Annotated in this window: 21 protein-coding genes; 12 read left to right on the top strand and 9 right to left on the bottom strand. The window is 74.2% G+C overall.

Annotated features, from left to right (window positions below):
* From ACIBPB_RS21290 to ACIBPB_RS21265, 6 genes are all read right to left on the bottom strand, one after another.
* On the bottom strand, positions 1-1047 hold the full coding sequence (locus tag ACIBPB_RS21290) for a LacI family DNA-binding transcriptional regulator (RefSeq protein WP_396841260.1): 1047 nt from the start codon (positions 1045-1047) through the stop codon (positions 1-3).
* An 80-nt stretch (positions 1048-1127) separates the two neighbouring features.
* On the bottom strand, positions 1128-2564 hold the full coding sequence (locus ACIBPB_RS21285) for a GH1 family beta-glucosidase (protein ID WP_396841259.1): 1437 nt from the start codon (positions 2562-2564) through the stop codon (positions 1128-1130).
* On the bottom strand, positions 2561-3457 hold the full coding sequence (locus ACIBPB_RS21280) for a carbohydrate ABC transporter permease (protein ID WP_357314551.1): 897 nt from the start codon (positions 3455-3457) through the stop codon (positions 2561-2563). The genes ACIBPB_RS21285 and ACIBPB_RS21280 overlap by 4 nt, the downstream gene beginning before the upstream one ends.
* 9 nt (positions 3458-3466) lie before the next feature.
* Positions 3467-4441, bottom strand: a complete 975-nt coding sequence (locus ACIBPB_RS21275; RefSeq protein WP_396841258.1) for a carbohydrate ABC transporter permease — start codon at positions 4439-4441, stop codon at positions 3467-3469.
* A gap of 121 nt (positions 4442-4562) precedes the next feature.
* Positions 4563-5879 carry an ABC transporter substrate-binding protein gene (locus tag ACIBPB_RS21270; RefSeq protein ID WP_396841257.1) on the bottom strand — a complete coding sequence of 439 codons (1317 nt, stop codon included), beginning with the start codon at positions 5877-5879 and terminating at the stop codon, positions 4563-4565.
* Between the two features lie 241 nt (positions 5880-6120).
* Entirely contained in the window at positions 6121-6666 is a 546-nt protein-coding gene (locus ACIBPB_RS21265) for a plasmid pRiA4b ORF-3 family protein (RefSeq protein ID WP_357314557.1), read from the bottom strand.
* A 150-nt stretch (positions 6667-6816) separates the two neighbouring features.
* On the opposite strand from ACIBPB_RS21265, the gene ACIBPB_RS21260 reads away from it, so the two are divergent.
* Positions 6817-7605, top strand: a complete 789-nt coding sequence (locus ACIBPB_RS21260; RefSeq protein WP_396841256.1) for a pyrimidine reductase family protein — start codon at positions 6817-6819, stop codon at positions 7603-7605.
* Positions 7606-7759: 154 nt separating this feature from the next.
* Here the strand turns inward: ACIBPB_RS21260 and ACIBPB_RS21255 are convergent, their stop codons facing one another.
* Positions 7760-8791 (bottom strand): sigma-70 family RNA polymerase sigma factor, encoded by a 1032-nt coding sequence (locus tag ACIBPB_RS21255; protein WP_396841255.1) that lies wholly within the window; start codon positions 8789-8791, stop codon positions 7760-7762.
* Positions 8792-8863: 72 nt separating this feature from the next.
* Here ACIBPB_RS21255 and ACIBPB_RS21250 point away from each other — a divergent pair, with 72 nt between their 5' ends.
* On the top strand, positions 8864-9694 hold the full coding sequence (locus tag ACIBPB_RS21250) for an alpha/beta fold hydrolase (RefSeq protein ID WP_396841254.1): 831 nt from the start codon (positions 8864-8866) through the stop codon (positions 9692-9694).
* Positions 9695-9814: 120 nt separating this feature from the next.
* Here ACIBPB_RS21250 and ACIBPB_RS21245 read toward each other — a convergent pair whose 3' ends face one another.
* On the bottom strand, positions 9815-11353 hold the full coding sequence (locus ACIBPB_RS21245) for a M4 family metallopeptidase (protein WP_396841253.1): 1539 nt from the start codon (positions 11351-11353) through the stop codon (positions 9815-9817).
* A 314-nt stretch (positions 11354-11667) separates the two neighbouring features.
* On the opposite strand from ACIBPB_RS21245, the gene ACIBPB_RS21240 reads away from it, so the two are divergent.
* Positions 11668-12069 (top strand): hypothetical protein, encoded by a 402-nt coding sequence (locus tag ACIBPB_RS21240; protein WP_396841252.1) that lies wholly within the window; start codon positions 11668-11670, stop codon positions 12067-12069.
* 27 nt (positions 12070-12096) lie between these two features.
* On the opposite strand, the gene ACIBPB_RS21235 is transcribed toward ACIBPB_RS21240, so the two are convergent.
* Positions 12097-13704 carry a hypothetical protein gene (locus ACIBPB_RS21235; protein ID WP_396841280.1) on the bottom strand — a complete coding sequence of 536 codons (1608 nt, stop codon included), beginning with the start codon at positions 13702-13704 and terminating at the stop codon, positions 12097-12099.
* Between the two features lie 264 nt (positions 13705-13968).
* Here ACIBPB_RS21235 and ACIBPB_RS21230 point away from each other — a divergent pair, with 264 nt between their 5' ends.
* The 9 genes from ACIBPB_RS21230 to ACIBPB_RS21190 all read left to right on the top strand — a co-directional run bounded on the left by ACIBPB_RS21230 (position 13969) and on the right by ACIBPB_RS21190 (position 24649).
* Positions 13969-15717 (top strand): ATP-binding protein, encoded by a 1749-nt coding sequence (locus ACIBPB_RS21230; protein WP_396841251.1) that lies wholly within the window; start codon positions 13969-13971, stop codon positions 15715-15717.
* Between the two features lie 12 nt (positions 15718-15729).
* Complete coding sequence (locus ACIBPB_RS21225; RefSeq protein ID WP_396841250.1) at positions 15730-16878, top strand: exonuclease SbcCD subunit D; 1149 nt, start codon at positions 15730-15732, stop codon at positions 16876-16878.
* The gene (locus ACIBPB_RS21220) at positions 16878-19352 is read left to right on the top strand and encodes an AAA family ATPase (RefSeq protein ID WP_396841249.1); all 2475 of its coding nucleotides are present in this window, start codon (positions 16878-16880) and stop codon (positions 19350-19352) included. The genes ACIBPB_RS21225 and ACIBPB_RS21220 overlap by 1 nt, the downstream gene beginning before the upstream one ends.
* 55 nt (positions 19353-19407) lie before the next feature.
* Positions 19408-20388, top strand: coding sequence for a hypothetical protein (locus ACIBPB_RS21215; RefSeq protein WP_396841248.1), 981 nt, complete (start codon positions 19408-19410; stop codon positions 20386-20388).
* Positions 20388-21245: a spermidine synthase gene (locus tag ACIBPB_RS21210; protein ID WP_396841247.1), complete on the top strand. Its 858-nt coding sequence runs from the start codon at positions 20388-20390 to the stop codon at positions 21243-21245. Before ACIBPB_RS21215 ends, ACIBPB_RS21210 begins: the two co-directional genes overlap by 1 nt.
* An 82-nt stretch (positions 21246-21327) precedes the next feature.
* Positions 21328-22026, top strand: a complete 699-nt coding sequence (locus ACIBPB_RS21205) for a sigma-70 family RNA polymerase sigma factor (RefSeq protein ID WP_357314582.1) — start codon at positions 21328-21330, stop codon at positions 22024-22026.
* Positions 22023-22805 (top strand): anti-sigma factor family protein, encoded by a 783-nt coding sequence (locus tag ACIBPB_RS21200; protein WP_396841246.1) that lies wholly within the window; start codon positions 22023-22025, stop codon positions 22803-22805. The genes ACIBPB_RS21205 and ACIBPB_RS21200 overlap by 4 nt, the downstream gene beginning before the upstream one ends.
* A 203-nt stretch (positions 22806-23008) precedes the next feature.
* On the top strand, positions 23009-23656 hold the full coding sequence (locus tag ACIBPB_RS21195) for a hypothetical protein (protein WP_396841245.1): 648 nt from the start codon (positions 23009-23011) through the stop codon (positions 23654-23656).
* Positions 23657-23734: 78 nt separating this feature from the next.
* On the top strand, positions 23735-24649 hold the full coding sequence (locus ACIBPB_RS21190; protein WP_396841244.1) for a DNA-3-methyladenine glycosylase family protein: 915 nt from the start codon (positions 23735-23737) through the stop codon (positions 24647-24649).
* The last annotated feature ends 4 nt before the right edge of the window (positions 24650-24653 follow it).

Below are 24653 nucleotides of genomic sequence, written 5' to 3'. Positions count from 1 at the left end.
TCAGGCGGAGGCGCGGTGGATGAGTTTGGTGTCCAGCAGGACGTGCGGGCTGGGCAGTTCGTCGCCCCGGATCCGGGAGACCAGCAGGCGGGCCATCTGCCGGCCCATCTCCTCCACCGGCTGGAAGACCGTGGTCAGCGGCGGCTCGGCCTGCCGGGCGATCGGAGCGTCCTCGAAGCCGACCACCGCGACGTCCTCGGGCACCCGGCGACCGGACTCGCGCAGCGCGCGCAGTGCGCCGACGGCCATCAGGTCGGAGGCGACGAAGACGGCGTCCAGCTCCGGGCAGACCTCCAGCAGCCGGCGCATGCAGGCGGTGCCGCTGCCCTCGCTGAAGTCGCCGTACGCGATCATGTCCGGGTTGACGCTGCCGCCCGCGGCCCGGACGGCCTCCTTGTAGCCGGAGAGCCGGGCCAGGCCGGCGCCCATGTCCTGGGTGCCGGCGATGGTGGCGACCCGGCGCCGGCCGCGGGCGAAGAGGTGCTCCACCGCCTGCCGGGCGCCGCCGACGTTGTCCACGTCCACGAACCAGGCCGGCTGGGCGTTCGGGTGCAGCATCCGGGCCGGCCGGCCGCCGAGCACGGTCGGCAGGCCGCGCTCCTCCAGCAGGGTGGGCAGCGGGTCGGCGTCGTGCAGCGAGAGCAGCAGGACGCCGTCCACGTGCTGGTTGGTCAGGTGGTGCTCGACCCGTTCCCGCTCGATCTGGGACTGCGCCATGGCCAACCAGAGCTGCATCGGGGTCTCCAGCAGCGCGGAGCTGACGCCCCGGACGATGCCGGCGAAGAACGGCTCGGTGAAGACCCGCTCCCCGGACTCGGAGACCACCAGGGCCACCGAGTCGGTCCGTTGCGTCACCAGCGCCCGGGCGGCGCGGTTGGGCACGTACCCCAACTCGGCGATGGCCTGCTGGACGGCGGCCCGGGCCTCCGGGCTGACCTGGGGCGAGCCGTTGACCACGCGGGAGACCGTGCCCCGACCCACGCCCGCGCGAGCGGCGACCGCGTCGAGGGTCGGGCGCCCGAGTGACCGCGTGCGTTGCGTTGTCATCGTGTGCTCCTCCGACCTCGGGCGGACCCGGCACCTGTTGAGGCGCGGGTGCCGGGCCGCCCGTTACTGGCTGGCCCAGCCTATTGTGCGGCGGCCACGCCGTTGCGTCGGATCACCTCGGCGTACCACCGGGCGCTGGACTTGGGGATTCGCGCCTGGCTGTCGTAGTCGACGTAGACCATGCCGAAGCGCTTCGTGTAGCCCCAGGCCCACTCGAAGTTGTCCATCAGCGACCAGGCGAAGTAGCCGTGCAGCGGCACCCCGGCGCTGATCGCGGCGTGGGCGGCCCGCAGGTGCGCGTCGAAGTACGCCAGCCGGTCCGGGTCGTCGACCCGGCCGTCGATCACCGCGTCGACGAACGCCGAGCCGTTCTCGGTGACGTAGAGCGGCAGGTCGGTGTAGTCCCGGTGCACCCGCTCCAGGGTCTCCAGCAGGCCCGGGGCGTCGATCTCCCAGTCCATGTCGGTCACCGGGACACCCCGGGTGACGAACCGGACGTCCTGGCTGCCCGGCCAGCACGACGGCGCCCGCCAGTACGCCTCCGGCTCGGCGCTCTCGGCCGGCCCGGCGACCACGTACCGGCTGTAGTAGTTGACCCCGACCATGTCCAGCGGGGTCGAGATGATCGCCAGGTCGCCCTCGCGGACGTGCCCGAAGTCGGTGACCTGGCGCAGGTCGGCCTGCAGGTCCGCCGGGTAGGCGCCGCGCAGCACCGGGTCCAGGAAGAACCGGTTGGCCAGGCCGTCGATGCGGCGGGCCGCGTCGGTGTCCGCCGGCGAGTCGGTGGCCGGGGTGACCGGGTAGAGGTTGACCGTGATGCCGAGCTGGGACTGCGGCCGGGCGGCCCGCAGCGCCTGCACGGCCAGCCCGTGGCCGAGCATCAGGTGGTGCCCGGCCCGGACGGCGTCCGCCCCGTCGGAGCGGCCCGGCGCGTGCACGCCGGAGCCGTAGCCGAGGAACGCCGAGCACCACGGCTCGTTCAGGGTGGTGAAGTACCGCACCCGGTCGCCGAGGGCGTCCGCGATCAGCCCCGCGTAGTCGGCGAACCGGGCGGCGGTGTCCCGGGCCGGCCAGCCGCCGGCGTCCTCGAGCGGCTGGGGCAGGTCCCAGTGGTAGAGCGTCAGCCACGGCTCGATGCCGTGCGCCAGCAGCTCGTCGACCAGCCGCCGGTAGAAGTCCATCCCCTCCTGGTTGGCCGGCCCGGTGCCGCCCGGCTGCACCCGCGGCCAGGAGACCGAGAAGCGGTACGACTTCAGCCCCAGCTCGGCCATCAACCGCACGTCCGAGGGCATCCGGTGGTAGTGGTCGCACGCCACGTCGCCGGTGTGCCCGGCCACCGTCCGGCCCTCGGTGTGGCTGAAGGTGTCCCAGATCGACGGGGTACGGCCACCCTCGGCCGCCGCGCCCTCGATCTGGTACGCGGCGGTGGCCGCGCCCCAGAGGAAGCCGGGCGGGAAGGTGAGCTCCGACCGCTCGTCGAGGACGCCGAGGGTGGGCGGGCTGGCTGGGTTGCTCACGACTTGACGGCGCCTTCCATGATGCCGCCGATGATCTGGCGGCCGAAGATAACGAACACGACGAACAGGGGCAGGGTCGCGATCAACGTACCGGCGAAGATCTGCGAGTTGTCGGCGAAGTAGGCGGTGTTCAGGCTGCGCAGGGAGATCTGGACGGTCGGGTTGGCCGGGTCGGCCAGCACCACGAACGGCCAGAAGAACTGGTTCCACTGTTCCATGAAGGTGAGCAGGCCGAGCACGGCGGCGGCCGGGCGCAGCGCGGGCACCACCACGTGCCAGTACACCTTCCAGGTCGAGCAGCCGTCCACCCGGGCGGCTTCGATCAACTCGTTCGGTACCGCCTGTTCGGCGTACTGGCGCATCATGAAGATCCCGAAGCCGCCGATGAGGAACGGCACGGTCACCGAGGGCATGGTGTTCAGCCACTCGAGCTTCGCCATCAGGATGTAGAGCGGGAGCACGCCGAGCTGGATCGGCACCATCATCGAGGCCAGGATGATCAGCAGCAGCGCGTTCTTGCCCCGGAAGCGCAGCTTGGCGAAGGCGAAGCCGGCCAGCGAGCCGAAGAACACCGTGGCCACCGTGATGGTCCCGGAGACCAGGAACGAGTTCGTCAGGCCCTTGACGATGTTGGCGTCACCGTTGTCGAGCACCCGCTGGATGTTCTCGCCGAGCTTGCCGCCGGGCAGGAACGGCGGCGGCCAGGAGTTCGCCGCGTCGTTGGTACGCGAGGCGATCACGATCATCCAGTAGAACGGGAACAGCGACAGGAGCACGCCGAGGACCAGGCCGAACCAGGTGAGCGGGCTGGCCTTCCAGAGCCGCTCGGCCTGGCGGCTGGCGGGGGCCGGCGCCGCCGGACGGGCGGGCGGGCGGAGCGTGGTGGTCGTCATCTCGTCACCTCACTTGTCGGAGCTGATGCGGCGGGCGAGCAGGTAGTTCACCAGCGACATCAGCGCGATCAGCACGAAGAGCACGAGCGCGACCGCGCCGGCGTAACCCCACCGGAAACGCTGGTTCATCACGTCGAGCAGGTACATCGTGATGGTCTGGAACTGGCCCTCCGAGCCGCCGGAGAGGCCACCGGAGCCGCTGGTGAACAGCAGCGGCTCGGTGAAGAGCTGCAACCCGCCGATGGTGGAGATGATCAGGGTGAAGATGATCGTCGGACGCAGCTGCGGGATGGTGATCGACCAGAACTGCCGGCGGCGGGTGGCGCCGTCCAGCGCCGCCGCCTCGTACATGTCCTTGCTGATGGACTGCATGGCGGCCAGGTAGATCAGGGCGTTGTAGCCGACCCAGCGCCAGTCGACCATGGTCGAGATGGCGAACCAGGAGGCGTAGCGGTTCGCCCGCCAGTCGATCGGGTCGAGCCCGATGCCGTCGAGGAGCCAGTTGACCAGGCCGAAGTCCTTGGCGTAGATCATCGAGAAGATCAGCGCCACCACGGCGGTCGAGGTGATGATCGGCATGGCGATGGCCATCCGGAAGAACGTCTGCGCCCGCAGCCGCCGGTTGAGCGCGTTCGCCAGCAGCAGCGCCAGCATCAGCTGGGGCACCGTGGAGAGCACGAACATGCCGAACGTGTTGACCACCGCGTTCCAGAACTGCGGGTCGTCGGTGAGCAGTTCGACGAAGTTGTCCAGGCCGACGAAGGAGATCGTCGAGTTCAGCGGCGAGCGGTCGGTCAGCGCGATCCACACCGTGTACACGATGGGGTAGGCGCTGAACACCGCGAAGATCACGAAGAACGGCAGGACGTAGAGGTACGGCGAGTACCGCAGGTCCAGCCGGGTGAACGAGGCGCGGCGGGGCTGTGCGTGGCGGGCGGCGCGGTTGCGGTCGGGCGGCGCCGCGCGGTGCAGATCGAGGCTCATGGGAGGTCCTTCTCCTCGGCCGGCGTCACCCGCCCACAAACGGGCGACACCGGAAGTGGGCACCGCAGGTGGCGCCGACCTCCTTGCGGGGTCGACGCCACCCACGGATGGCCGGGCCGGGTCACTTACCGGCGGCCGCACCGTTCTTCTGTGCCGCCTGCCACTGCTCCTCGGCAGTCTTGCCCTGTTCCACCGCACGGAGGCTGTTCTCCACAGCGGTGCGGACCGCGTTGTTCTTCGGGCCGAGGTAGACCGGCTTCAGCTCGCTGGCGCCGGTGGCGAAGATCTTGCCGACCGGGGCCTTGTTGAAGTAGTCGTTGGTCGAGTCGGCCACGGCCGGGTCCGCGAGGGCCTGCGGCGAGGACGGCAGGTTGCCGACCTTCTTGAACGCCTCGATCTGACCCTTCGCGCTGGTCAGGAACTTGGCCAGCTCGACGGCCTCCTTCTGGTGCTTGCTCGACTTCGGCACCGCCAGGAACGAGCCACCCCAGTTGCCGCCGTTGCCGGGAGCCTTGGCGATGTCCCACTTGCCGGCCGCGCCGTCACCGGCCTGGCCCTTGATGACACCGGTCATCCACGCCGGGCAGGCGATGGTGGCGAAGGTGCCGTTCTTGAAGCCGGCGTTCCACTCGTTGGAGAACGACTGGAGGTTGTTCGACAGACCCGCCGCGATCATCTTGGTGGTCATGTCGTACGCGGCCTTGATGTCCGGGTTCTCGCCGATGACCAGCTTGTTGCTCTTGTCGTAGTAGGTGTAGCCGGTGTTCGCGCCCGCGATCTGCATGAGCACGACGTTGTAGAAGTTGGTCGCCGAGTCGACGAACTTGTGCTTCTTGTCGGCGGCGGCGAAGCGCTGGCCGGTGGCGATGAACTGGTCCCAGGTCGGCCAGAGCGCCCCGACCTGCTCGCGGTCGGTGGGCAGCCCGGCGGCCTTGAACAGGTCGCTGCGGTAGCACAGCGCCATCGAACCGACGTCGGTGCCGAGGCCCAGCACCTTGCCGTCGGGCGTGCTGCCCTGCTCCCACTTCCACGGCAGGAAGTTGCCCTTGAGCTCGTTCGCACCCTGGTCCGCGAGGTTCACGAACTTGTCGGCCTGGGCGTAGAACTGGACGATGGTGCCCTCTTCCAGGGCCACCACGTCGCCCGCGCCGGAGCCGGCGGTGATCTGCTGGGTCAGGCGGGTGTTGTAGTCGCCGAGGCCGAGACCCTTGCCGCGCTCCTGGATCTTGATGTTCGGGTGGTCGGCCTGGTACTGCTTGTAGAGCTCTTCGTAGCCGAAGCCCTGGTCGCCGAAGACGTCGACGACCAGGGTGACCGGGCCGTCGCTCTTGCTGTCGCTGCCCGACGAATCGTCGCCACAGGCGGTGGCGGCGACGAGCACCGCGGCGGACGCGACCGCGATGGCCGCGAGCCGACGGCGGCGGATTGGGACGCTCATCTTCAGACCCCTCTTTCGGTGGTGAGGCGATATCTGTGTGGTGGGGGGTGCTTTCGCGTGCTTTCGCCGCCGGCGGCCCGGCGGGCTGTCGGCGGCGACCCGGGGAGCGGGCAGGAGTGAGATCCACGCCACTCCCGGGAGCGCTCCCATGAGATTGCCGGCAGGTATCGGGGGTGTCAATAGACCGATGGGAGCGTTCCCAGATCGTTACCGCGCGACCTGGTGGCCTGGGCGGCGACGGTCAGCAGAAGCGGCGCAGCAGGGTGGTGGCGCGGGCCGCGTCGAAGGCGGTCGGGTCGAAGTCCGCGCCGGCCCAGTCCCGCATCAACCACCGCTGCGGATGCTCGGCGTCGGCGAGGGCGGCCAGCAGGACCGCGTACCCGGCCGGGCCGCCGACCCCCTCCGGCGGGCAGGCCCGCTCCCCCGCCAGGCAGGACGGATAGCGCTCGTCCGGGTCGGCGGTGCAGACGTCCTCGACCACCAGGTCGTGCTCCCACCAGTCGCCGAAGTCGTAGAGGTAACGGAACCGGCTGCCCTTGCCGACCACCGCGTCCAGCCGGACGTCCAGCTCGTCGCGGACCGGAAGCTCGCCGTCCGGGTCGGGCTCGCCGTACTGCCGGCCGTCGATCTCGAACGAGTGCAGGCGGCAGTCCCGCCAGCCCATCGCGTGCTGCACCACCCGGTGCAGCCGGTCCAGCGTGTACCCGCCGGGGACCAGCACCCGCCGCCACACCGGCGGCCGGACCCCGACCAGGGACACCTGGAGCTGGAAGATCTGACGCGGCATGTCTGTCCCATCCTCCTCGGCATAGGCTGCCAGCATGATCTGCCGAGCGTGCCGGGAGCGGCGGCACGACGACTGTCCGGGCCGGAAGTGGTGCGACTGCCAGCACCGTACCCCCGAACCCACCCCGCCGGTCACGGGTCCGGCCGGCGAATGACCGCCGGGACGACCCCCGTCGCGCGGGCCTGGCCGGCGCCCGCGACCGGGCCGCTGACCGACCCGGAACTGGCCGCGCTCTACGGCCGCGCCACCCGCCCCCACCTGCGGGTCAACTTCGTCGCCAGCGCCGACGGCGCGGTCACCCTGGACGGCTACTCCGCCGGGCTCTCCGGCGAGCCGGACAAGCGGGTCTTCGGCCTGCTGCGGATGCTCTGCGACGGCCTGGTGGTGGCCGCCGGCACGCTGCGCCACGAGGGCTACCGGGCGCTCCGGTTGAGCGAGCCGCGCCGAGCCTGGCGTGCCGAGCGGGGCCTCGCCGCGTACCCGACCCTGGTGGTGGTCTCCGGCTCGCTGGACCTGGACCCGGCCCAGGCGTGCTTCGCCGACGCGCCGGTCCGGCCGCTGGTGCTCACCCACGCCGCCGCCGAGCCGCCGCCCGGGCTGACCGACGTGGCCGACCTCGTCCGCTGTGGCGCGGAGCGGGTCGACCTGGCCGCCGGCCTGGCCGAACTGCGCCGGCGCGGGCTGGGCCAGCTGCTCTGCGAGGGCGGGCCGCACCTGTTCGGGGCGCTCACCGCCGCCGACCTGGTGGACGAACTCTGCCTGACCGTCGCGCCGCTGCTCGCCGGCGCCGGCCCCGGCCGGATCACCGCCGGGGCCGGCAGCGCGCCGCGGCACCTGCCGCTGCGCCACGTGCTGGCCGCCGGGGACGGGGTGCTGATGTTGCGCTACGCCCGCGACCCCGGCGAGGCGCCGCCGGCCGGGGCCGCCCCGGCCGCCTGACCGGGGCCCGCCGCGCCAGGGCCAGGACCGGAGGGGGTACGCGGACAGTCTGCCCCGGTCCCGCGGGACGTGCGCCACCGGCCGCTCCCCGGCGGAGCGGACGGCCCGCGCCGTGGCGTCAGCGGCCCGGCCCGCATCGCGCGCCGGGCCGGCGTCAGCGGGCCGGCGGCAGGGAGTCCGGCAGCCCGAACGCCCCGAACGGCGCCGTGCCCACGAACGAGGTGATCCCGGCGATCCGGTCACCCCGCAGCGTCAGCACGTCGACCGACCACGGCAGGTGCCGGCCGGTCCCGCCCCGGCGCAGGTAGCCGGCGACCGCGAGCTGGCCGTTCGCGCCGGTCGGCAGGTGCCGCCAGCTGCCGCAGGGGCCCAGCGGCGCCGACCGGGCGAAGTCCAGCACGGCCGCGACGCCCCGGTACCAGTGCGGCATGGGCGGCATCGACCAGGTGACGTCCTCGGTGAGCAGGGCGACGAGGGCGTCCGCGTCACCGTTCTCCAGCGCGGTGGCATAGCCGGTGACGACCTCGCGCAGCCGGACGTCGTCCAGCATCCGGAGGGTGCGCTGCTGGGTGGCGGCCGGCACCCGCTCGGCCAGCACCCGGCGCGCCCGGGCGAGCGCCGAGTTCACCGACGTGGTCGAGGTGCCCAGCATGGCGCCGATCTCCGCCGTGGAGTAGCCCAGGACGTCGAAGAGCAGCAGCGCCGCCCGCTGGTTGCCCGGCAGGTGCTGCACCGCGGCCACGAAGGCCAGCTCGACCGCCTCACGCTGCTCGTACCGTGCACCCGGGGCGACGGGGCCGGGCGCGAGGCCGCCGTCCGGGTACGGACCGAGCCAGGCGACGTCGTGGACCGGGCGGCTCCCCGGCACGGCGCTGTCGCTGGCCGGGCCGAGGTCGACCGGCAGCGCCCGGCGGGCCCGGCCGGCGATGGCGTCGAGGCACACCCGGGTCGCCACGGTGTAGAGCCACGAGCGCAGCGAGCCGTGGCCGGCGAAGGTCGGCAGCCCGCGCCACGCCCGCAGCAGGGCGTCCTGGAGCGCGTCGTCGGCGTCGTGGACCGAGCCGAGCATCCGGTAGCAGTGGGCGTGCAGCTCCCGGCGCAGCGGCGCGACCAGCGCCGTGAAGTCGGCCTCGTCGACCGGGGCCCGGTCGGGCGAGCCGGCGGTGGCCGGGGTACGGACGCTCACGACCGACGATTCTGCCGCAGCGCCGGAGTCAGGAAGGTGAACGGCTCGCCCGTCACGACCCTGGAGGACCCGATGAGCAGCATGTCCACCGCGCCCGTCACCACCGGCACCCTGGCGGTGCCCGACGGGCGGCTGTACTACGAGGTGCGCGGCCGGGGGCCGCTCGTGGCCCTGGTCGCCGCCCCCATGGACGCCGACGCCTTCGCGCCGTTGGCCGACCTGCTGGCCACGGAGCACACCGTGCTGACCACCGACCCGCGCGGAATCCGCCGCAGCGTCCTGCACGACCCGCACCAGGACTCCACCCCCGAACTGCGCGCCGACGACGTCGCCCGGCTTCTCGCCCACGTCGACGCGGGTCCGGCCGCCGTGCTCGGGTCCAGCGGTGGCGCGGTGACCGTCCTGGCGCTGGCCCAGACGGGTCGCACGCTGGTGCACACGGTCGTCGCGCACGAACCGCCGCTGCTCGGCCTGCTGCCCGACCGGGCGGACCTGCTGGCCGGGGAGGACGACATGATCGCCACCTACCGCGCCGGGGACCGGCTCGGCGCCGGGCGGAAGTTCCTCGCCAACGCGAACATCCACCTGCCCGAGGAGGTGGTGCTGGGCATGTTCGGCGGTGAACCGGATCCGCAGGCGGCGGCCGACGAGCACTTCCAGTACCTGCACATGATCGCCGGGACCACCCGCTTCCGGCCCGACGTCGACGCCCTGCGCGACGGCCCGACCCGGGTCGTCGTCGGTCTCGGGGAACGGTCCACCGGCGAGGTCTGCGACCGCACCTCCCGGGCGCTGGCGGCGGCGCTGGGCACGTCGCCGACGATGTTCCCGGGCGGGCACATCGGTTTCGTCCAGGACCCACCGGCCTTCGCCGCCCGGCTGCGCCAGGTGCTCGCCGGCTGACCCCTCCGGCACGGCGACGGCGGGCGCGGGACGCCGAGGTGGCGTGCCCGCGCCCGCCGTGGCGGGTCGCGTCCGGCCGGCGCCGACGGGGAGGAGGCCGCCGACGCCGGGCCGGGCGGATCAGTTGACCGAGACGGCCGACCAGGCGGCGGCCACGGTCCGGTACTCGGTGCTGGTGCTGCCGTACAGGTCGGCGGCGGCCGACAGGGTGGCGGTGCGGGCGCCGGCGTAGTTGGTCCGCGAGGTCATGTAGCGGGTGAGCGCGCGGTACCAGATGGCGCCGGCCTTGGCGTTGCCGATGCCGGTCACCGTGCTGCCGTTGCAGGTCGGGCTGTTGCCGTACGAGGAGGAGCCGCTGCCCACGGCGAGCAGGTAGAAGAAGTGGTTCGCCACGCCGGAGGAGTAGTGCACGTCCAGCCGGCCCACGGAGCTGCTCCAGCAGTCGGCGGAGGCGCCGTCCTTGGAGGGCTTGTCCAGGTACCGCAGCGGCGCGCCGCTGCTGCGCAGCTTCTCGCCGATCAGGTAGTCCCCCGGGTCCTTGGCGTTGTTGGCGGAGAACTCGACCAGGGTGCCGAAGATGTCACTGGTGGCCTCGTTGAGACCGCCCGACTCGCCGCTGTAGCGCAGGCCGGCGGTGTTGCTGGTGACGCCGTGGCTCATCTCGTGCCCGGCCACGTCCAGCGACGTCAGCGGGTACCAGCCGGAGCCGCCGTCACCGTAGGTCATGCAGAAGCAGGAGTCCTGCCAGAACGCGTTGGCGTAGTTGCTGCTGTAGTGCACCCGGCTGTACGCGGCGACGCCGTCGTTGCGGATGCCGGTGCGGCCGTGCACGTTCTTGTAGTAGTCCCAGGTCACCTGGGCGCCGTAGGCGGCGTCCGCGGCGGCGGTCTGCCGGTTGGCCAGGGTGCCGTCACCGAACACGTTCGAGGCGCTGGCGACCAGCGTGCCGGTGCCGCTGGTGCCACCGTTGAGGTCGTACGTCCGGTGCCCGCCCCGGCTCGCGTCGGTGAGCTGGTAGGTGCTGCCGGAGAGGGTGCTGCCCACGGTGACCGTGCCGGAGTGGAAGGTGTTGCCGGTGCCCTCGCGCTGCACGCCCTCCCACGAGTCGCGGACCGCGCCGGTGCCGGCGTCGACCAGCACGTGCAGCTCGCTCGGCGTGCCGTCGGCGTACGCGCCACCCACCACGACCTCGTAGGCGAGGGCGGTGCCGGTGGTGTCGGCGTCGTACACGAGTTGGCTGCCGTCGACCCGGCGGGTCGCGGCGGTGGAGACGGCGAGCGCGGCGCGGCCGGCGGCGGCCGCGCCGACCCGGGCCTTGACCCCCCGCCGGGGGGCGGCGGCGAGGTTCTGGTCGGCGCCCCGCCAGGTGTTGCCCCGGCCCAGGTGCACCACGGTGTCGCCGCCCAGGACCGGCAGGCCGTCGGCGTAGCGGTTGAGCCGGACGTGCTCCGTGCCGTCGGCGTCGGTGGTGATGTTCCGGAGGGTGAACGTCTGGCCGTCGGCGACGAGCGCGCTGCCGGAGTGGGCCTTGAGTTGTGCCACCGCGCGGGTGAACGCGTCGGTGGACACGGGGGCGGCGGAGGCCGTGGCGGGGAGGCCGCCGGCGGCCGCCAGCAGCGCGGCGGTGGCCAGCCCGCCGATGAGGGTGGTACGACGCATGAAGCTCCTACCTTCGTTCGGACTGCCGATCGGGGGGGTACCGACGGCGCGATCCGCCTGCCTCTGGGCGCGGCGGATCAGCCGGGCCCGGCGGGGTTGACCAGGCACGGCGGCGCACCAGGGATCGATGGAGGAAAGATCCTCGATGCGTTGAAGCACATTCTTGCCGCACCCCGCCCTTGTCTGTCACGCCCTCCGGCCAGATTTGTGCGCGGATTTTCCGGCCGGTTGACCGCGGCGCGACCGGGCCGCGCTGCCGGCGGCGGCTCGCCGAACCGCCACCCGGTCAGCCCTCAGACCCGTAACCTCGGGGAATGCGTCATCCGGGTGCCGGCCCGGCCGGGAACGGTCGGCCGCTGCTCGCCGCCGGCCTGCTGGTGGGCTCGGGACTGGTCGACATGCTGGCGGCCTACGCCAACACCACCGCCGCGCCGTTCCTGGTGCTGACCCGTAGCGGCGTCCACCAGCTCGACATCGCCGCCTGGGCCTGGCTGGACCTGGCGATCGGCACGCTGGTCGCGCTGGCCGGGCTGCTCACCCTCACCGGCCGGCGCGGCACGGCCGGCACGGCCATCGGCTGCGCCACCCTGGCGATCGTCCTGGACCTGCTCATGCTGCCGTACGCGCCGCTCCGGGCGGCGCTGGTGGCCACGGTCAACGCCGCGGCGATCCGGCTGCTGCTGCGCCACCGCCGCGCCGCCCCGGGCGGCCGGTGAGTCCCGCGTCCCGGCGGCCGGCGGCGGTCAGCGCGGCTGGCAGATCCGGCCGCTGAACGCCGGGTCGCCCTCCCGGCCGGCGGCCCACACCGGGTTGAGCATCAGCGGCAGCGGCGGCGCCTGCCAGGCGGCGCCGAGCCGTTGGAGCAGGCGGTACTCCCGCCGGGGCGCGTCGACCTGGTCGCCGGCGAGGAAGTCGATCACCCGGTCCTCGGCGACCTGCCGGCCGATGATCCCGCCGTGGAACGCGGGCAGTTGGAAGACCGGGACCTGGCTGTACTCCCCGGGCGGCGCCTCGGCCGCGCTGACCGTGGGCAGGAAGGCGACCGTCCGCACCCCGGCCACCGGGCAGAGCGTCCGGTTGCGGTAGAAGGGGGCGTTCACCAGGATCGACCGGACGAACGGCTCGTCCGGATCGTCCTTCACCTCCCGCCCGAGATTGGCCAGCCAGAAGATCCCGCGCAGCTCCCAGCCGGCCGCCACGCCCCAACCGCTGTAGCCCGGCGGCGGATAGTAGGCGCGGCCGGGCTGGACGAGCGGGCTGATCAGGATCGCCGCCTCCACCGGGGACGGCTTCGGCCACTTGTCCAGGTAGGTCCGGGCCACCATGGCGCCCTCGCTGAAGCCGAGCAGGCCCACCGGCCGGCCGGTGCGCCGGTGCAGCGCGTCGACCTGCGCGGCGAGCAGGACCGCGCTGGTGTCCAGCGACCGGTGGGTGTCCTGCGGCTGGTACGGCCGGGGCCGGCCCCGCGCGTCGAGGCCGGCGTACGAGAAGCGCTCCACCCGCGGGTCGACCGGCTCCCGGCCGGTCCAGTGCGAGTCGTGCCCGGCGATCGCGATGACGGCGTGCGGCACCCGGTCGGGCAGCCGCTCGGTGACCACCGGGGGCGCCCACTCCTCCGGCGGACCGGTCACCGTGGCGACCACCGACTGGGCGCCCACCGCGGCGGCCATGGTGAGCACGATCGCCACCGGGGCGACCGGCGCCCGGGCCCAGCGGACCCGGGCGGGCACCACGGCCGCCGCCACGGTGCGCCGCCAGAGCAGGCCGTTGACCAGCCCGGCGAGCCCGGCCACGACGACCCCCCACCAGCCCGGCACGCTGGTGATCACCGCGCCGGCGACGGTGAGCACCGCGAAGTTGAGCATCGTCCAGCCGGCCAGTTCGATCGTGGGCAGGCCGCGCCACCAGGCGCCGACCACCCCGGCGCGTTGCAGGAACGGGGCGAGCACCAGCATCGGCGCCAGCGAGGCGAACAGGTAGAGCGAGAGCGCCACGGCCGCGAAGGCGACCGAGATCGCGGCCCACGGCGAGATGATCACCAGGGCGAGCGCGGCGACCTCGATGTTCCGCCGCAGCAGCCAGCCGAACGTGGGGCGGGGCACGTGCGCCGGCCAGGCCAGCGCGGTCAGCGCGGCCGACATCAGCCCCCGCAGGACGACCAGCACGAGCAGCCCGAGCAGGAACGCCGACCACGAGTTGTGGTAGACCAGCAACCAGCGCAGGTCGTGGAACGAGTCGTACGGCCAGACCGCGGTGACCTGGGGCGCGAGGCCGCGCGCGCCGTTGAACCCGATGGTCACCAGCGCCGCCTCCTGGAGCAGCGGCGGCACGGCGGCGAGGAGCAGCAGCATGCCCAACCGGCTACGGGTCACCTCCACCGCCGCTCCTCGCGCCGTCGCTCCTCCGGGCACTTGCAGGATCTCGCGGACCGGGGTCCGGCGGTGCCGGAACGGCGGAGCCGGCCGGTACGCAGAGTCAGCGCGGGGCGGCGCAGCGCAGGCGTCACGGAGTCGCGGCGTGGCCTCCGCCGCGTCGCGTGGCAACCTGTCGCATCCCTCGGGCAGGATGCACCACGTGCCCCGCCACCGAGACGACCAGCCGACCGGAGTCCGCCGATGACCGACGACCTGCTCGATGGCCCCGGCGACGGGGTCGGCCGGGTGCTCGGCACCGCCGACGCCACCCCGCTCACCTTCTGGACGGCCGTCGCCCCCGGCAGCTACCTGCAACTCGACGACGTGGTGGTCACCCGCCGCGAGCTGCCCGACCGGGAGCCGGTGACGATCGCCGGGGTGGTCACCCAGGTGCGGGCCCGGCACGAGGGCGCCCAGTTCGACTCCGACGTCTTCGCCATCGCCGACGGCACCCTGCCGGCCCAGGTGCAGGAGGCCGCCGAGGTCACCACCACCCGGGTCGACCCCGAGTTCTACGTGCCGCCCACCCCTGGGGCGGTGGTGCACCGGGCCGAGGGCGACGCCCGGGCCCGGGCCCTGCACTTCGACCGGATGGAACGGCGCATCCCGATGGGGATGGGGCGCGACGGCGTGCCGGTCTACCTCAACGCCGACTTCCTCGACGGCACCCGGGGCGCGCACATCTCCATCTCCGGCATCTCCGGGGTGGCCACCAAGACCAGCTTCGCCACCTTCCTGCTCTACTCGGTCTTCCGCTCCGGCGTGCTGGGCGGCGACGCGGTCAACGCCAAGGCGCTGATCTTCAACGTCAAGGGCGAGGACCTGCTCTTCCTCGACCACCCCAACACCCGGCTCGACGACCCGACCCGGGCGGCCTACGCGAAGCTGGGCCTGGACGCCGGCGCGTTCCCGGACGTGCGGGTGTACGCCCCGCCCCGGGTCGGCGACTCCTCCGGCACGCCGGACGTGAGCAGCCGGCTCACCGGCGTGGACAGCTTCTACTGGACGCTGAGCGAGTTCTGCGCCGACCGGCTGCTGCCGTACGTCTTCGCCGACGCCGACGACGAGCGGCAGCAGTACACGATGGTGGTCCACTCGGTCGCCGCCCACCTGGCCCGCTACGCCCAGCCCGCCGACGGCGGGGTGAGCATCGACGGGGTCCGGCTCGGCTCCTACGCCGATCTGGTCGACCACATCGTCGAGCAGCTCAACGACGACGAGACCCGCGGCGACTGGGCCGGCAGCGCGGTCGGCCTCGGCACGGTCAACGCGTTCGCCCGCCGGCTGATCGGCAGCAAGAAGGACCTGGGCCGGCTGATCCGGGGTGACCTGGCCACCCGCCGCCCGCACAGCATCAACACCGCGGAGAGCGCCCAGGTCACCGTGGTCGACCTGCACAACCTCCCGGACCGGGCGCAGCGGTTCGTGGTCGGCGTGACGCTCAAGAGCGAGTTCGAGCGCAAGGAGAAGGCCGGCACCGCCAAGCCGCTGCTCTTCGTCGTCCTCGACGAGCTGAACAAGTACGCCCCCCGCGAGGGCTCCTCCCCGATCAAGGAGGTGCTGCTCGACATCGCCGAGCGGGGCCGCTCGCTCGGGGTGATCCTGGTCGGCGCGCAGCAGACCGCCAGCGAGGTGGAGCGGCGGATCGTGACCAACTCGGCGATCCGGGTGGTCGGCCGGCTCGACCCCGCCGAGGCGTCCCGCCCGGAATACGGCTTCCTCCCGCCCGCCCAGCGCCAGCGCGCCCTGCTGGCCAAGCCGGGCACCATGTTCGTCAACCAGCCGGACATCCCGGTGCCGCTCTGCCTGGAGTTCCCCTTCCCGGCCTGGGCCACCCGGGTCTCCGAGGCCGGCCGGGCGCCGTCGGAGACGCTGCGCTCGATCACCCAGGCGGCCGACCCGTTCGCGGTGGTGGGCTCCGGCACCGCCGACGACGACATCCCGTTCTGAGGTGAGCCGAGCATGAAGATCCTGCACACCTCCGACTGGCACGTCGGCAAGGTGCTCAAGGGGCAGTCCCGGGCCGACGAGCACAAGCAGGTGCTCGCCCAGGTCATCGAGATCGCCCACGCCGAGCGGCCCGACCTGGTCATCGTCGCCGGCGACCTGTACGACACCGCCGCCCCCTCCCCGGAGGCGACCCGCCTGGTCACCCGGGCGCTGACCGCGCTGCGGCGGACCGGGGCCGACGTGGTGGCGATCGGCGGCAACCACGACAACGGCCCGGCGCTGGACGCGCTGCGCCCCTGGGCCGAGGCGGCCGGCATCACCCTGCGCGGCAGCGTCCGCGACAGCCCCGCCGAGCACGTCATCGACGGCGTCACCCGGGACGGGGAGCGCTGGCGGCTGGCCGCGCTGCCCTTCCTCTCCCAGCGCTACGCGGTGCGAGCCGTCGAGATGTACGAGCTGACCGCCGCCGAGGCCAACCAGACCTACGCCGACCACCTGGGCCGGGTCCTCGACCGGCTCGCCGAGGGCTTCGACGAGCCGGACCGGGTGCACCTGATCACCGCCCACCTGACCGTGGTCGGCGCGAGCACCGGCGGCGGCGAGCGGGACGCGCACACCGTCCTCGGCTACGCGGTGCCGGCGACTGTCTTCCCGGGCACCGCGCACTACGTGGCGCTGGGCCACCTGCACCGCTCGCAGCGGGTGATCGGCCCCTGCCCGATCCGCTACAGCGGCAGCCCGCTGGCGATCGACTTCGGCGAGCAGGAGAACGTCGGCTCGGTAACGGTCGTCGAGGTGACCGCCACGACCGCCGCGCAGATCCGGGAGGTGCCGGTCCCCGGCGCGGTCCCGCTGCGTACGGTCCGCGGCACCCTCGCCCAGCTCGCCGAGATCGACGTCCCGGACGGCTGGCTGCGGGTCTACGTCCGGGAGCAGCCCCGGGCCGGGCTGCGCGAGGAGGTGCAGGAGCTGCTCCCCCGGGCCCTGGAGATCCGGATCGACCCGGAGCTGGTGCCCGCCCCCGGCAGCGGCACCCGCACCGCCCAGCGGGCCGGGCGTTCCCCGAGCCAGCTCTTCGCCGACTACCTCGGCAGCCGGGGGCACGCCGACGACGGCGTCCAGGAGCTCTTCGACGAGCTGCTCGAGGAGGTGGAGCACTGATGCGGCCGATCCGGCTGGACATGGCGGGCTTCACCGTCTTCCGCGAGGAGACCACCGTCGACTTCACCGACGCGGACTTCTTCGCCCTGGTCGGGCCTACCGGCTCCGGCAAGTCCACGGTGCTCGACGCGATCTGCTTCGCCCTGTACGGCACCGTGCCCCGCTGGGGCGGCGCCCGGGGTCTGGCCAACGCCCTCGCGCCGTCGGCCACCGAGGCCCGGGTGCGGCTGGTCTTCGAGTCCGCCAACGACCGGTACGTGGCCACCCGGGTGGTCCGGCGCGACGGCCGGGGCGCGGTGAAGACCGCCAACGCGGGGCTCCAGCTCATGCCGCCCGGGTTCGACGTCACCAAGCTCGACACCGGGCTCAGCCCGGAGGACCTCGGCGAGGTGGTGGCCGGCACGCCGGCCGAGATGGAGCGGGCCGTGCTGGAGGCGGTCGGGCTGCCGTACGAGCAGTTCACCAGCTGCGTGGTGCTGCCGCAGGGCCAGTTCGCCGACTTCCTGCACGCCAAGCCGGCCACCCGGCAGCAGATCCTGGTCAACCTGCTCGGACTCGGCATCTACGAGGACGTGCAGAAGCGGGCCACCGAACGCGCCGGGCAGGCCGAGGCGAAGCTGGCGGCGGTCGACAAGATGCTCGGCGGGCTCGCCGACGTCGACGACGCGGCCCTGGCCGACGCCGGGCAGCGGGTCACCCGGATGCGGGAGCTGGCCGGGGCGGTCGCGGCGGCCGTACCGGAGCTGGAGCAGGCCCGGGCCACGGCGGGCGAGCGGGCGGCGGCGCTCGCGGCGCTCGACGCCGAGCTGACCGTGCTGGCCGGGGTCCGGCCGCCGGACGGGATCGCCGAGCTGGCCCGGGCGGTGGCCGCCGCGCGCGCCGCGGCCGACGAGGCCGCGACGGCGGTCGGTCTCGCCGAGGAGCGGGAGGAGAAGCTGCGCGGCGAGCTGGCCGGGGCCGGCGACGAGAGCGCGCTGCGGCTGCTGCTCAAGGCGCACACCGACCGGGAGAAGCTGACCGGTGAGCTGAGCACCGTCCGCGCGGCGGTCGACGCCGCGCAGGTCGAGCACGACCGGGCGGCCGCGGCGCTGGCCGAGGCGCGGGCGGCCGCGGAGCGGGCCGAGGTCGAGCTGGAGGCGGCGTTCCGGGCGCACGAGGAGGCCAAGGCCACCGACCAGGCGGTGGCGCTGCGGGCGCACCTGGTCGACGGCGCCGCCTGCCCGGTCTGCGAGCAGGTGGTCCCCCGGGTGCCGGCGGTGCCGCGGGGCTCGGCGGTGACCCGGGCGATCGCGGCCGGCAAGGCGGCCCGGGCGGCCAGCGACGCGGCGAAGCGGGTGGTGCAGGAGCGCGACACCGCCGCCCGCGAGCTGGACCGGGTGCTGCTGCGCGCCCGCACCGAGCACGACCAGCTCCAGGCCCGGCTGACCGAGCTGGACGGGCAGCTCGCCGGGGCGGCCACCGCGGAGACGCTGCGGGCGGCGCTGGCCGAGCACGCCCGGTTGCGCCGCGCCCTGGAGGAGGCGGCCGGCGCGGTGCGGGCCGGCCGGGACGCCGCACGCCGGGCCCGGGGCGCGCTGGACGGGGCGGAGGAGCGGCTGCGCCGCGCCTGGCGGGACTTCGACGCCACCCGGGACGGACTGGCCCGGCTCGGCCCCCCGGCCACCGACCGGGACGACGTCGCCGCCGCCTGGACCGCCCTGGCCGGCTGGGCCGGCGAGCAGGCCGAGCGGCGGCGGGGCGAGCGGGAAGGGCTGGTCGGGGCGGTTGCCGCCGCGCGGGCGGCGGCGGGCGAGGTGGAGACCCGGATCGCCGGGTTGTTCACCGCCGCCGGCCTGGACGGGGCGGACGACCCGCGGCGCGACGCCGCGGTGGCGGTGGAGCGGGCCGAGGCGGAGCTGCGCCGGCTGGCGGAACGCCGGGAACAGGCCGCCGAGCTGCGGGAGCAGCGGGCCGGGCACGAGCGGGAGGCCCGGGTGGCCCGGGCCCTCGCGGGGCACCTGCGGGCCAACAACTTCGAGCGCTGGTTGCTGGCCGAGGCGCTGGACCTGCTGGTCGACGGGGCATCGGGGATCCTGCGGGAACTCTCCGGCGGCCAGTACGACCTGGTGCACGACAAGGGCGAGTTCTTCGTCGTCGACCACCACGACGCCGGGCTGCGCCGGGGCGTCCGCACCCTCTCCGGCGGAGAGACGTTCCAGGCCTCGCTGGCGCTGGCCCTGGCGCTGTCCGAGCAGCTCGCCGGGATGTCCACCACGGCGGCGAGCCTGGAGTCGATCGTCCTCGACGAGGGCTTCGGCACCCTCGACGCGGCCACCCTGGACACCGTGGCGGCCACGCTGGAGAATCTGGCCGCCCGGGGCGACCGGATGGTCGGCGTGGTCACCCACGTGCCGGCCCTCGCCGAACGGATCCCGGTCCGCTTCGAGGTCCGCAAGGACGCCCGCACCGCCCGGGTCGAACGGACCGGCCGGTGAGCGGGCGGCGCGGCCGCGATACCGGACGGAAGGCGGGCACCATGAGGAGCGCCGGGTGACGCGACCGTCCGGGCCGGAGGCCCGGTTCTTCGTCGACGCGTGGGACCCGGCGTACGGGACCTCGTTCGAGGCGGCCGGCGCGGGCGGGCCGGCGGCGCCCAGCAGCGCCCAGGTCGACGCCGACGTCGAGGTGCCGGCCGCCGACTGGCGGGCCATCGACGCCCGGCGGGACGTGGCCGCCCCGCACGTGGTGCTGCTGGTCGACGGGGTGCGCCGGATCGACGCCAGCGTCTGGACGGCCGAGGAGGACGGCGGTTCCTTCCCGGGCATCGCCGCCTCGTACGCGGCCGGCGTGGTCCGCTGCGACCTGGAGCGCGGCGCGGCGGACCTGGCCGGGGCGCGGGTCGGCCGGGGCCTGTTCACCGCCAGCCCGTCCGCGCAGGACGTGGTGGCCGGGCGGATCCACTACCCGGTGCACCGGGTCGGCGGCACCGGCGAGCTGAGCAAGCTGCCGGCCGCCGTGCAGGCGCCGCTGACCGCGCTGGAGGTGGCGGTCTCGGACGCCGCCCGGGCCGACGGTGACCTGCTCGTGGTGGACGGTCCGCTGCGCAGCCGCCGGCAGTTGCCGCGCACGCTGGGCTACGTGAAGACCCAGCACAGCCAGTACCTGGACGCCCGGCTCAACGCCGTGGTCACCGGCCTGGCCCCGGGTCAGCGCTGTCCGGTGTTCCGGCTGGGCACCGCGTGGGGCGGCTACTCCTGGTATCTGCGGCTGCCCGGCTCGGGTGGGGCGCCCTGGGCGGGGATCGTCCGGGTGGAGTGCTCCACCGAGCTGACCGAGGCGGAGGCGATCGAGCTGGCCGACCTGTCGCTGGTCACCCTGCCCCGGTTCGCCTCCACCCCGTACAAGGACCCGCGGGCCCCGCAGAACCTGATCCCCATCGCCGGCCTGGAGCGCCGGCTGCGCTCGATGCTCGGCGACGCCCGCCTGCTGCACCGGGTGCTCACCGCGGCGGCCCGGGGGGTCCGGCGCTGATGGGCCGCCGCCGTGGCGCCGACCGGGTGGTCGAGCCGGTGGACACCGGCCAGGCCGAACTGGTGCCGGATCCGGACCGGCCGGGCTCGTGGACGCTGCTGCTCGACGGCGCGCCGCAGTCGCACGTGGACCTCACCGACCCGACCCACCTGGAGTTCGAGTACGTCCGGCGGCTGGCCGCCGCGATCGACCTGGTCGCCCCGGCCGGGGCGGCGCTGCGCGTGCTGCACCTGGGCGGCGGCGCGCTCACCCTGCCCCGGTACGTCCAGGCCACCCGTCCCGGCTCGACGCAACGGGTGTCCGAGGTGGACGGCGCGCTGGTGGAGCTGGTCCGCCGGGTGCTGCCCTGGCCGGCCGACCCCCGGCTGCGGGTACGGGTGGCCGACGCCCGGGCCACCCTCACCGCCACCCGGGAGGCCAGCTACGACCTGGTGGTCGCCGACGTCTTCGCCGGCGCCCGCACCCCGGCGCACCTGACCTCGGCCGAGTACGCCGCCGAGGTGGCCCGGGTGCTCCGGCCCGGCGGCAGCTACCTGGCCAACATCGCCGACGGCCCGCCGCTGCGGCACGCCCGCGCCCAGGTCGCCACGGTGCGTACCGTGCTTCCCGAGGCCTGCCTGGTCGGCGACGCGGCGGTGCTGCGCGGCCGGCGGTACGGCAACCTGGTGCTGGTGGCGTCACGGGTCGCGCCCCCCGTGCCGGAGCTGACCCGGCGGGCGGCCGGCGACTGGTTTCCCGGCCGGGTGCTGGCCGGTGCGGAGCTGGACCGGTTCGCCGGGGGCGCGCCGGTGGTCCGGGACGCGGACGCCACCGACTCCACCCCGCCGCCGCCCGGAATTTTTTCCGTGCGTCGTTGATCCGCTCGGCGCGGCGGTGCGTACCACCGGGCGGCCATGCCCGTGGGGGGCCGGCTGATGTCAGTGGACACCGGAGGTCTGCATGCATGCGGTGGCGGCCGGATGGCACGGCGACGTGGCGACGCCCCAGTGGATGTTCGCCCGGGCGCAGCCCCAGTCGCGCGCGTCGAGGTCCGGCCGGGGGGTCGACGCGCGGCCCACGGATGGCCAGAATGACCCGGTGACGCCGCGACCGGCGCCCGGGCGCCACCAGGCGACCTCCACTGAGGCCAGTCATTCCGACCAGCTGATCCGGCTGTTGTACGCCGAGCACGCCGGGCCGCTGCTGATGTTCGTGATGCGGCTGACCGGCGGGGACCGGCAGCGCGCCGAGGACATCGTGCAGGAGACCCTGCTGCGCGCCTGGCGCAACGCGCACCGGCTGGGCATCCAGGGTCAGGGGTCGCTGCGCCCGTGGCTGGTCACGGTGGCCCGCCGGATCGCCATCGACGAGCATCGCAGCGAGCAGGCCCGGCCGGCCGAGACGTACGACCGGGACCTGACCGCGTTCGCCGAGGCGGACAGCACCGACCGGGTGCTGCGCACGATGACCGTGGCGGACGCGCTGCGTACGCTGAGCCAGTCGCACCGGGAGATCCTGGTGGCCACGTACTTCCGGGGGCGCACCGTGCCCGAGGCCGCGGAGGAGCTGGGCCTGCCGCTCGGCACCGCGAAGTCGCGGGTCTACTACGCGCTGCGCGCGCTGCGCACGGCTCTGCAGGAGAGGGGGGTGACGGAATGAGCCGGGCTGACCACATGGACGTCGCGGCGTACGCGCTCGGCGTGCTGGACCCGCAGGACGCGGAGCGGTTCGAGGAGCACCTCGCCAGCTGCTGGGCGTGCGCGGCGGAGTTGGAGACGATGGTCCCGGTGGTGGGGCTGCTCGCCGGCATCGACGGCGAGAGCATGGCCGCGCTGGAGCAGACCCACACCGATCCGGCGCTGCTGGACCGCACGCTGCACGCCGTGCGGCTGGACCGCCGGCGTAACCGGATGCGGCAGCTCCTGGTGGCGGCGGCGGCCGTGGTGGTGGTCGGCGGCCTGACCGGGATCGGCTTCGCCGGCATCCTCGGCGACAACGGGTCCGGGGCGCCGCTGGCGGAGCCGACGGCGACGGTCGCGGTGACCCCGCCGAGCAGCGTGCCGGCCGATCCGAACGATCCGAACGTGGGCGGCAACGAGCAGGACGGCGAGAAGCACAACGCGGTCGATCCGAGCACCGGCGTGACCACCACCATGTGGCTGACCGAGCGGGACTTCGGCACGCGGATCGATTTCCAGCTCACCCGGCTGCCCGGGCCGCGCACCTGCCGGCTGGTGGTGGTCCGGAAGAACAACACCAGCGAGGCCGTCTCCACCTGGTCGGTGCCGGGGGGCGGCTACGGCACGAGCACCAACCAGCCGGCCCTGCAACTGAGCGCGTCCACCTCGGCCGGCCGGGACGACATCGCGAAGATCCAGGTGCAGTCGGTCGACGTCAACGGCGTGGCGACCCCGCTGGTGACGATCGCCGATCTCTGACCGCCGGATGCCGGCGCCGGGCAGCGACACCGCCCGGCGCCGGTTCGGCGTGCCCGGGCGGCGTGGGCCCGATGCGCTCCAGCACGCGCCGCCGGCCGGAACGGTTCAACGGATCCACTGTGAAATGGAGCACCCTTTGCTCTTCAACCTTGACAGCGCGCCGCCCGTACTAACCGGTGAACTGCCAAGCATGAGGAGGGCACGTGGCACACGTGAAGCGGACGACCGTCATCGTGGCGGGCGCGATGATCGCACTAACGGCCTGCGCCCCGGCGGGCTACAACGGGGCGAACTCGGGCGCGGCCGAGCCGGTCGCCGTCGCGGCGGCCGAGCCCACCGCGAGCGCCGAGCCGGAGGCCTCGGCAACCCCGGAGGCCGACCAGGCCGCGGCACCCAAGGCCGACGTGCAGCTCACCGACCAGTTGGTCGGCAAGAAGCTGCCCCGGATGGGTAAGGTGGTGACCGACCAGGGCGGCTGGGTGCTCTACCGCTTCGACAAGGACTCCGCCGACCCGCCCCAGTCCAACTGCGTGGACAAGTGCGCCCAGGTCTGGCCGCCCGCGCTGACCGACGGCAACCCGCAGCTGCAGGGCGTCTCGGACGACAAGGTCGGCACGGTCACCCGCCAGGACGGCACCCGGCAGATCACCATCGGGGGCTGGCCGGTCTACCGCTACATCGGCGACAAGAAGCCCGGCCAGTGGAAGGGCCAGGGCGTCGGCGGCACCTGGTTCGTGGTCGACCCCAACGGCAAGAAGAACCTGACCTGCCTGCCCAAGGGCACCCCGAAGGCGGTCGCGCCGCCCGCGTCGGGCGCCTCGTCAGGCGGCGGCTCGGACTACTCGTACTGAGCTCCGCACCCGGACACGGTGGCCGGTCGCAGCCGGGGAGGGCGCGGCCGGCAACCGCCGGCGTGGCAGAGTGACGGGGTGACCGACCCCGCCGCCCGCCGGACGCTGCGCCCCCCGGCCGGCTACCGGCTGGCCGCGTCGGTGCGCGGGCTCACCTTCAGCCCGTACGACCCGTGCGCCCGGATCGCCGCCGGCACCTTCTGGTGGGCCACCCGCACCCCGGCCGGGCCGGCCACCCTGGCGTTGCGGCCCGCCGCCGGCGACCTGGTCGCCGAGGGGTACGGGCCGGGCGCCGAGTGGGTGGTCGACCGGGCCGACGCGGTCGCCGGGCTGCGCGACGACGTGACCGGGTTCGCCGAGCTGGCGGCGGCCCACCCGCTGGTGCACCGGCTGGCCCGGGAGCACCACGGGCTGCGGATGCCGGCCACCGGGCTGGTCTTCCCCCGGGTGCTGCGGGCCGTGTTCGAGCAGAAGGTCACCGGCAAGGAGGCCTACCGGGCGTACGCGGCGACGGTCCGGCACTTCGGGGAGCCGGCGCCCGGGCCGCTGCAACCGCTGCTGCTGCCCCCGACCGCCGCAGCCGTGGCCGCCACCCCGTACTGGGTCTTCCACCCGTTCGGGGTGGAGCAGCGCCGCGCCGACACGCTGCGTCGCGCGGCCGCCGTCGCGGACCGGCTGGAAGGCTGCGCGGACAGTACCGAGGCCAGCCGCCGGCTCACCGCCATCCCCGGCATCGGGGCGTGGACCGCCGCCGAGGTGGTCCGGATCGCGTACGGGGACCCGGACGCGGTCAGCGTCGGGGACTACCACGTGCCGAACACGGTGGCCTGGGCGCTCGCCGGCGAACCGCGCGGCGACGACACCCGGATGCTGGCGCTGCTGGAGCCGTTCCGGGGCCACCGCGGCCGGGTCTGCCTGCTGCTGGAGGCCGCCGGCATCCAGGCGCCGAAGTACGGCCCGCGCGCCCCGATCCGCTCCTTCGCCCGCTACTGACCCG

Origin of the sequence: Micromonospora sp. NPDC049836, from assembly GCF_044465125.1 — a bacterium.
Lineage (GTDB): Bacteria > Actinomycetota > Actinomycetes > Mycobacteriales > Micromonosporaceae > Micromonospora.
The sequence above is the reverse complement of the archived record's forward strand: the minus strand, read 5'-3'. Positions and strand labels throughout refer to the sequence as shown.

Excerpts from the sequence above, each read along its gene's own strand:
- ACIBPB_RS21290 (WP_396841260.1), bottom strand. The coding sequence starts at position 1,047 with ATGACAACGCAACGCACGCGGTCACTCGGGCGCCCGACCCTCGACGCG.
- ACIBPB_RS21280 (WP_357314551.1), bottom strand. The coding sequence starts at position 3,457 with ATGACGACCACCACGCTCCGCCCGCCCGCCCGTCCGGCGGCGCCGGCC.
- ACIBPB_RS21275 (WP_396841258.1), bottom strand. The coding sequence starts at position 4,441 with ATGAGCCTCGATCTGCACCGCGCGGCGCCGCCCGACCGCAACCGCGCC.
- ACIBPB_RS21270 (WP_396841257.1), bottom strand. The coding sequence starts at position 5,879 with ATGAGCGTCCCAATCCGCCGCCGTCGGCTCGCGGCCATCGCGGTCGCG.
- ACIBPB_RS21265 (WP_357314557.1), bottom strand. The coding sequence starts at position 6,666 with ATGCCGCGTCAGATCTTCCAGCTCCAGGTGTCCCTGGTCGGGGTCCGG.
- ACIBPB_RS21260 (WP_396841256.1), top strand. The coding sequence starts at position 6,817 with ATGACCGCCGGGACGACCCCCGTCGCGCGGGCCTGGCCGGCGCCCGCG.
- ACIBPB_RS21250 (WP_396841254.1), top strand. The coding sequence starts at position 8,864 with ATGAGCAGCATGTCCACCGCGCCCGTCACCACCGGCACCCTGGCGGTG.
- ACIBPB_RS21245 (WP_396841253.1), bottom strand. The coding sequence starts at position 11,353 with ATGCGTCGTACCACCCTCATCGGCGGGCTGGCCACCGCCGCGCTGCTG.
- ACIBPB_RS21240 (WP_396841252.1), top strand. The coding sequence starts at position 11,668 with ATGCGTCATCCGGGTGCCGGCCCGGCCGGGAACGGTCGGCCGCTGCTC.
- ACIBPB_RS21235 (WP_396841280.1), bottom strand. The coding sequence starts at position 13,704 with ATGCTGCTGCTCCTCGCCGCCGTGCCGCCGCTGCTCCAGGAGGCGGCG.
- ACIBPB_RS21230 (WP_396841251.1), top strand. The coding sequence starts at position 13,969 with ATGACCGACGACCTGCTCGATGGCCCCGGCGACGGGGTCGGCCGGGTG.
- ACIBPB_RS21225 (WP_396841250.1), top strand. The coding sequence starts at position 15,730 with ATGAAGATCCTGCACACCTCCGACTGGCACGTCGGCAAGGTGCTCAAG.
- ACIBPB_RS21220 (WP_396841249.1), top strand. The coding sequence starts at position 16,878 with ATGCGGCCGATCCGGCTGGACATGGCGGGCTTCACCGTCTTCCGCGAG.
- ACIBPB_RS21210 (WP_396841247.1), top strand. The coding sequence starts at position 20,388 with ATGGGCCGCCGCCGTGGCGCCGACCGGGTGGTCGAGCCGGTGGACACC.
- ACIBPB_RS21205 (WP_357314582.1), top strand. The coding sequence starts at position 21,328 with ATGCATGCGGTGGCGGCCGGATGGCACGGCGACGTGGCGACGCCCCAG.
- ACIBPB_RS21200 (WP_396841246.1), top strand. The coding sequence starts at position 22,023 with ATGAGCCGGGCTGACCACATGGACGTCGCGGCGTACGCGCTCGGCGTG.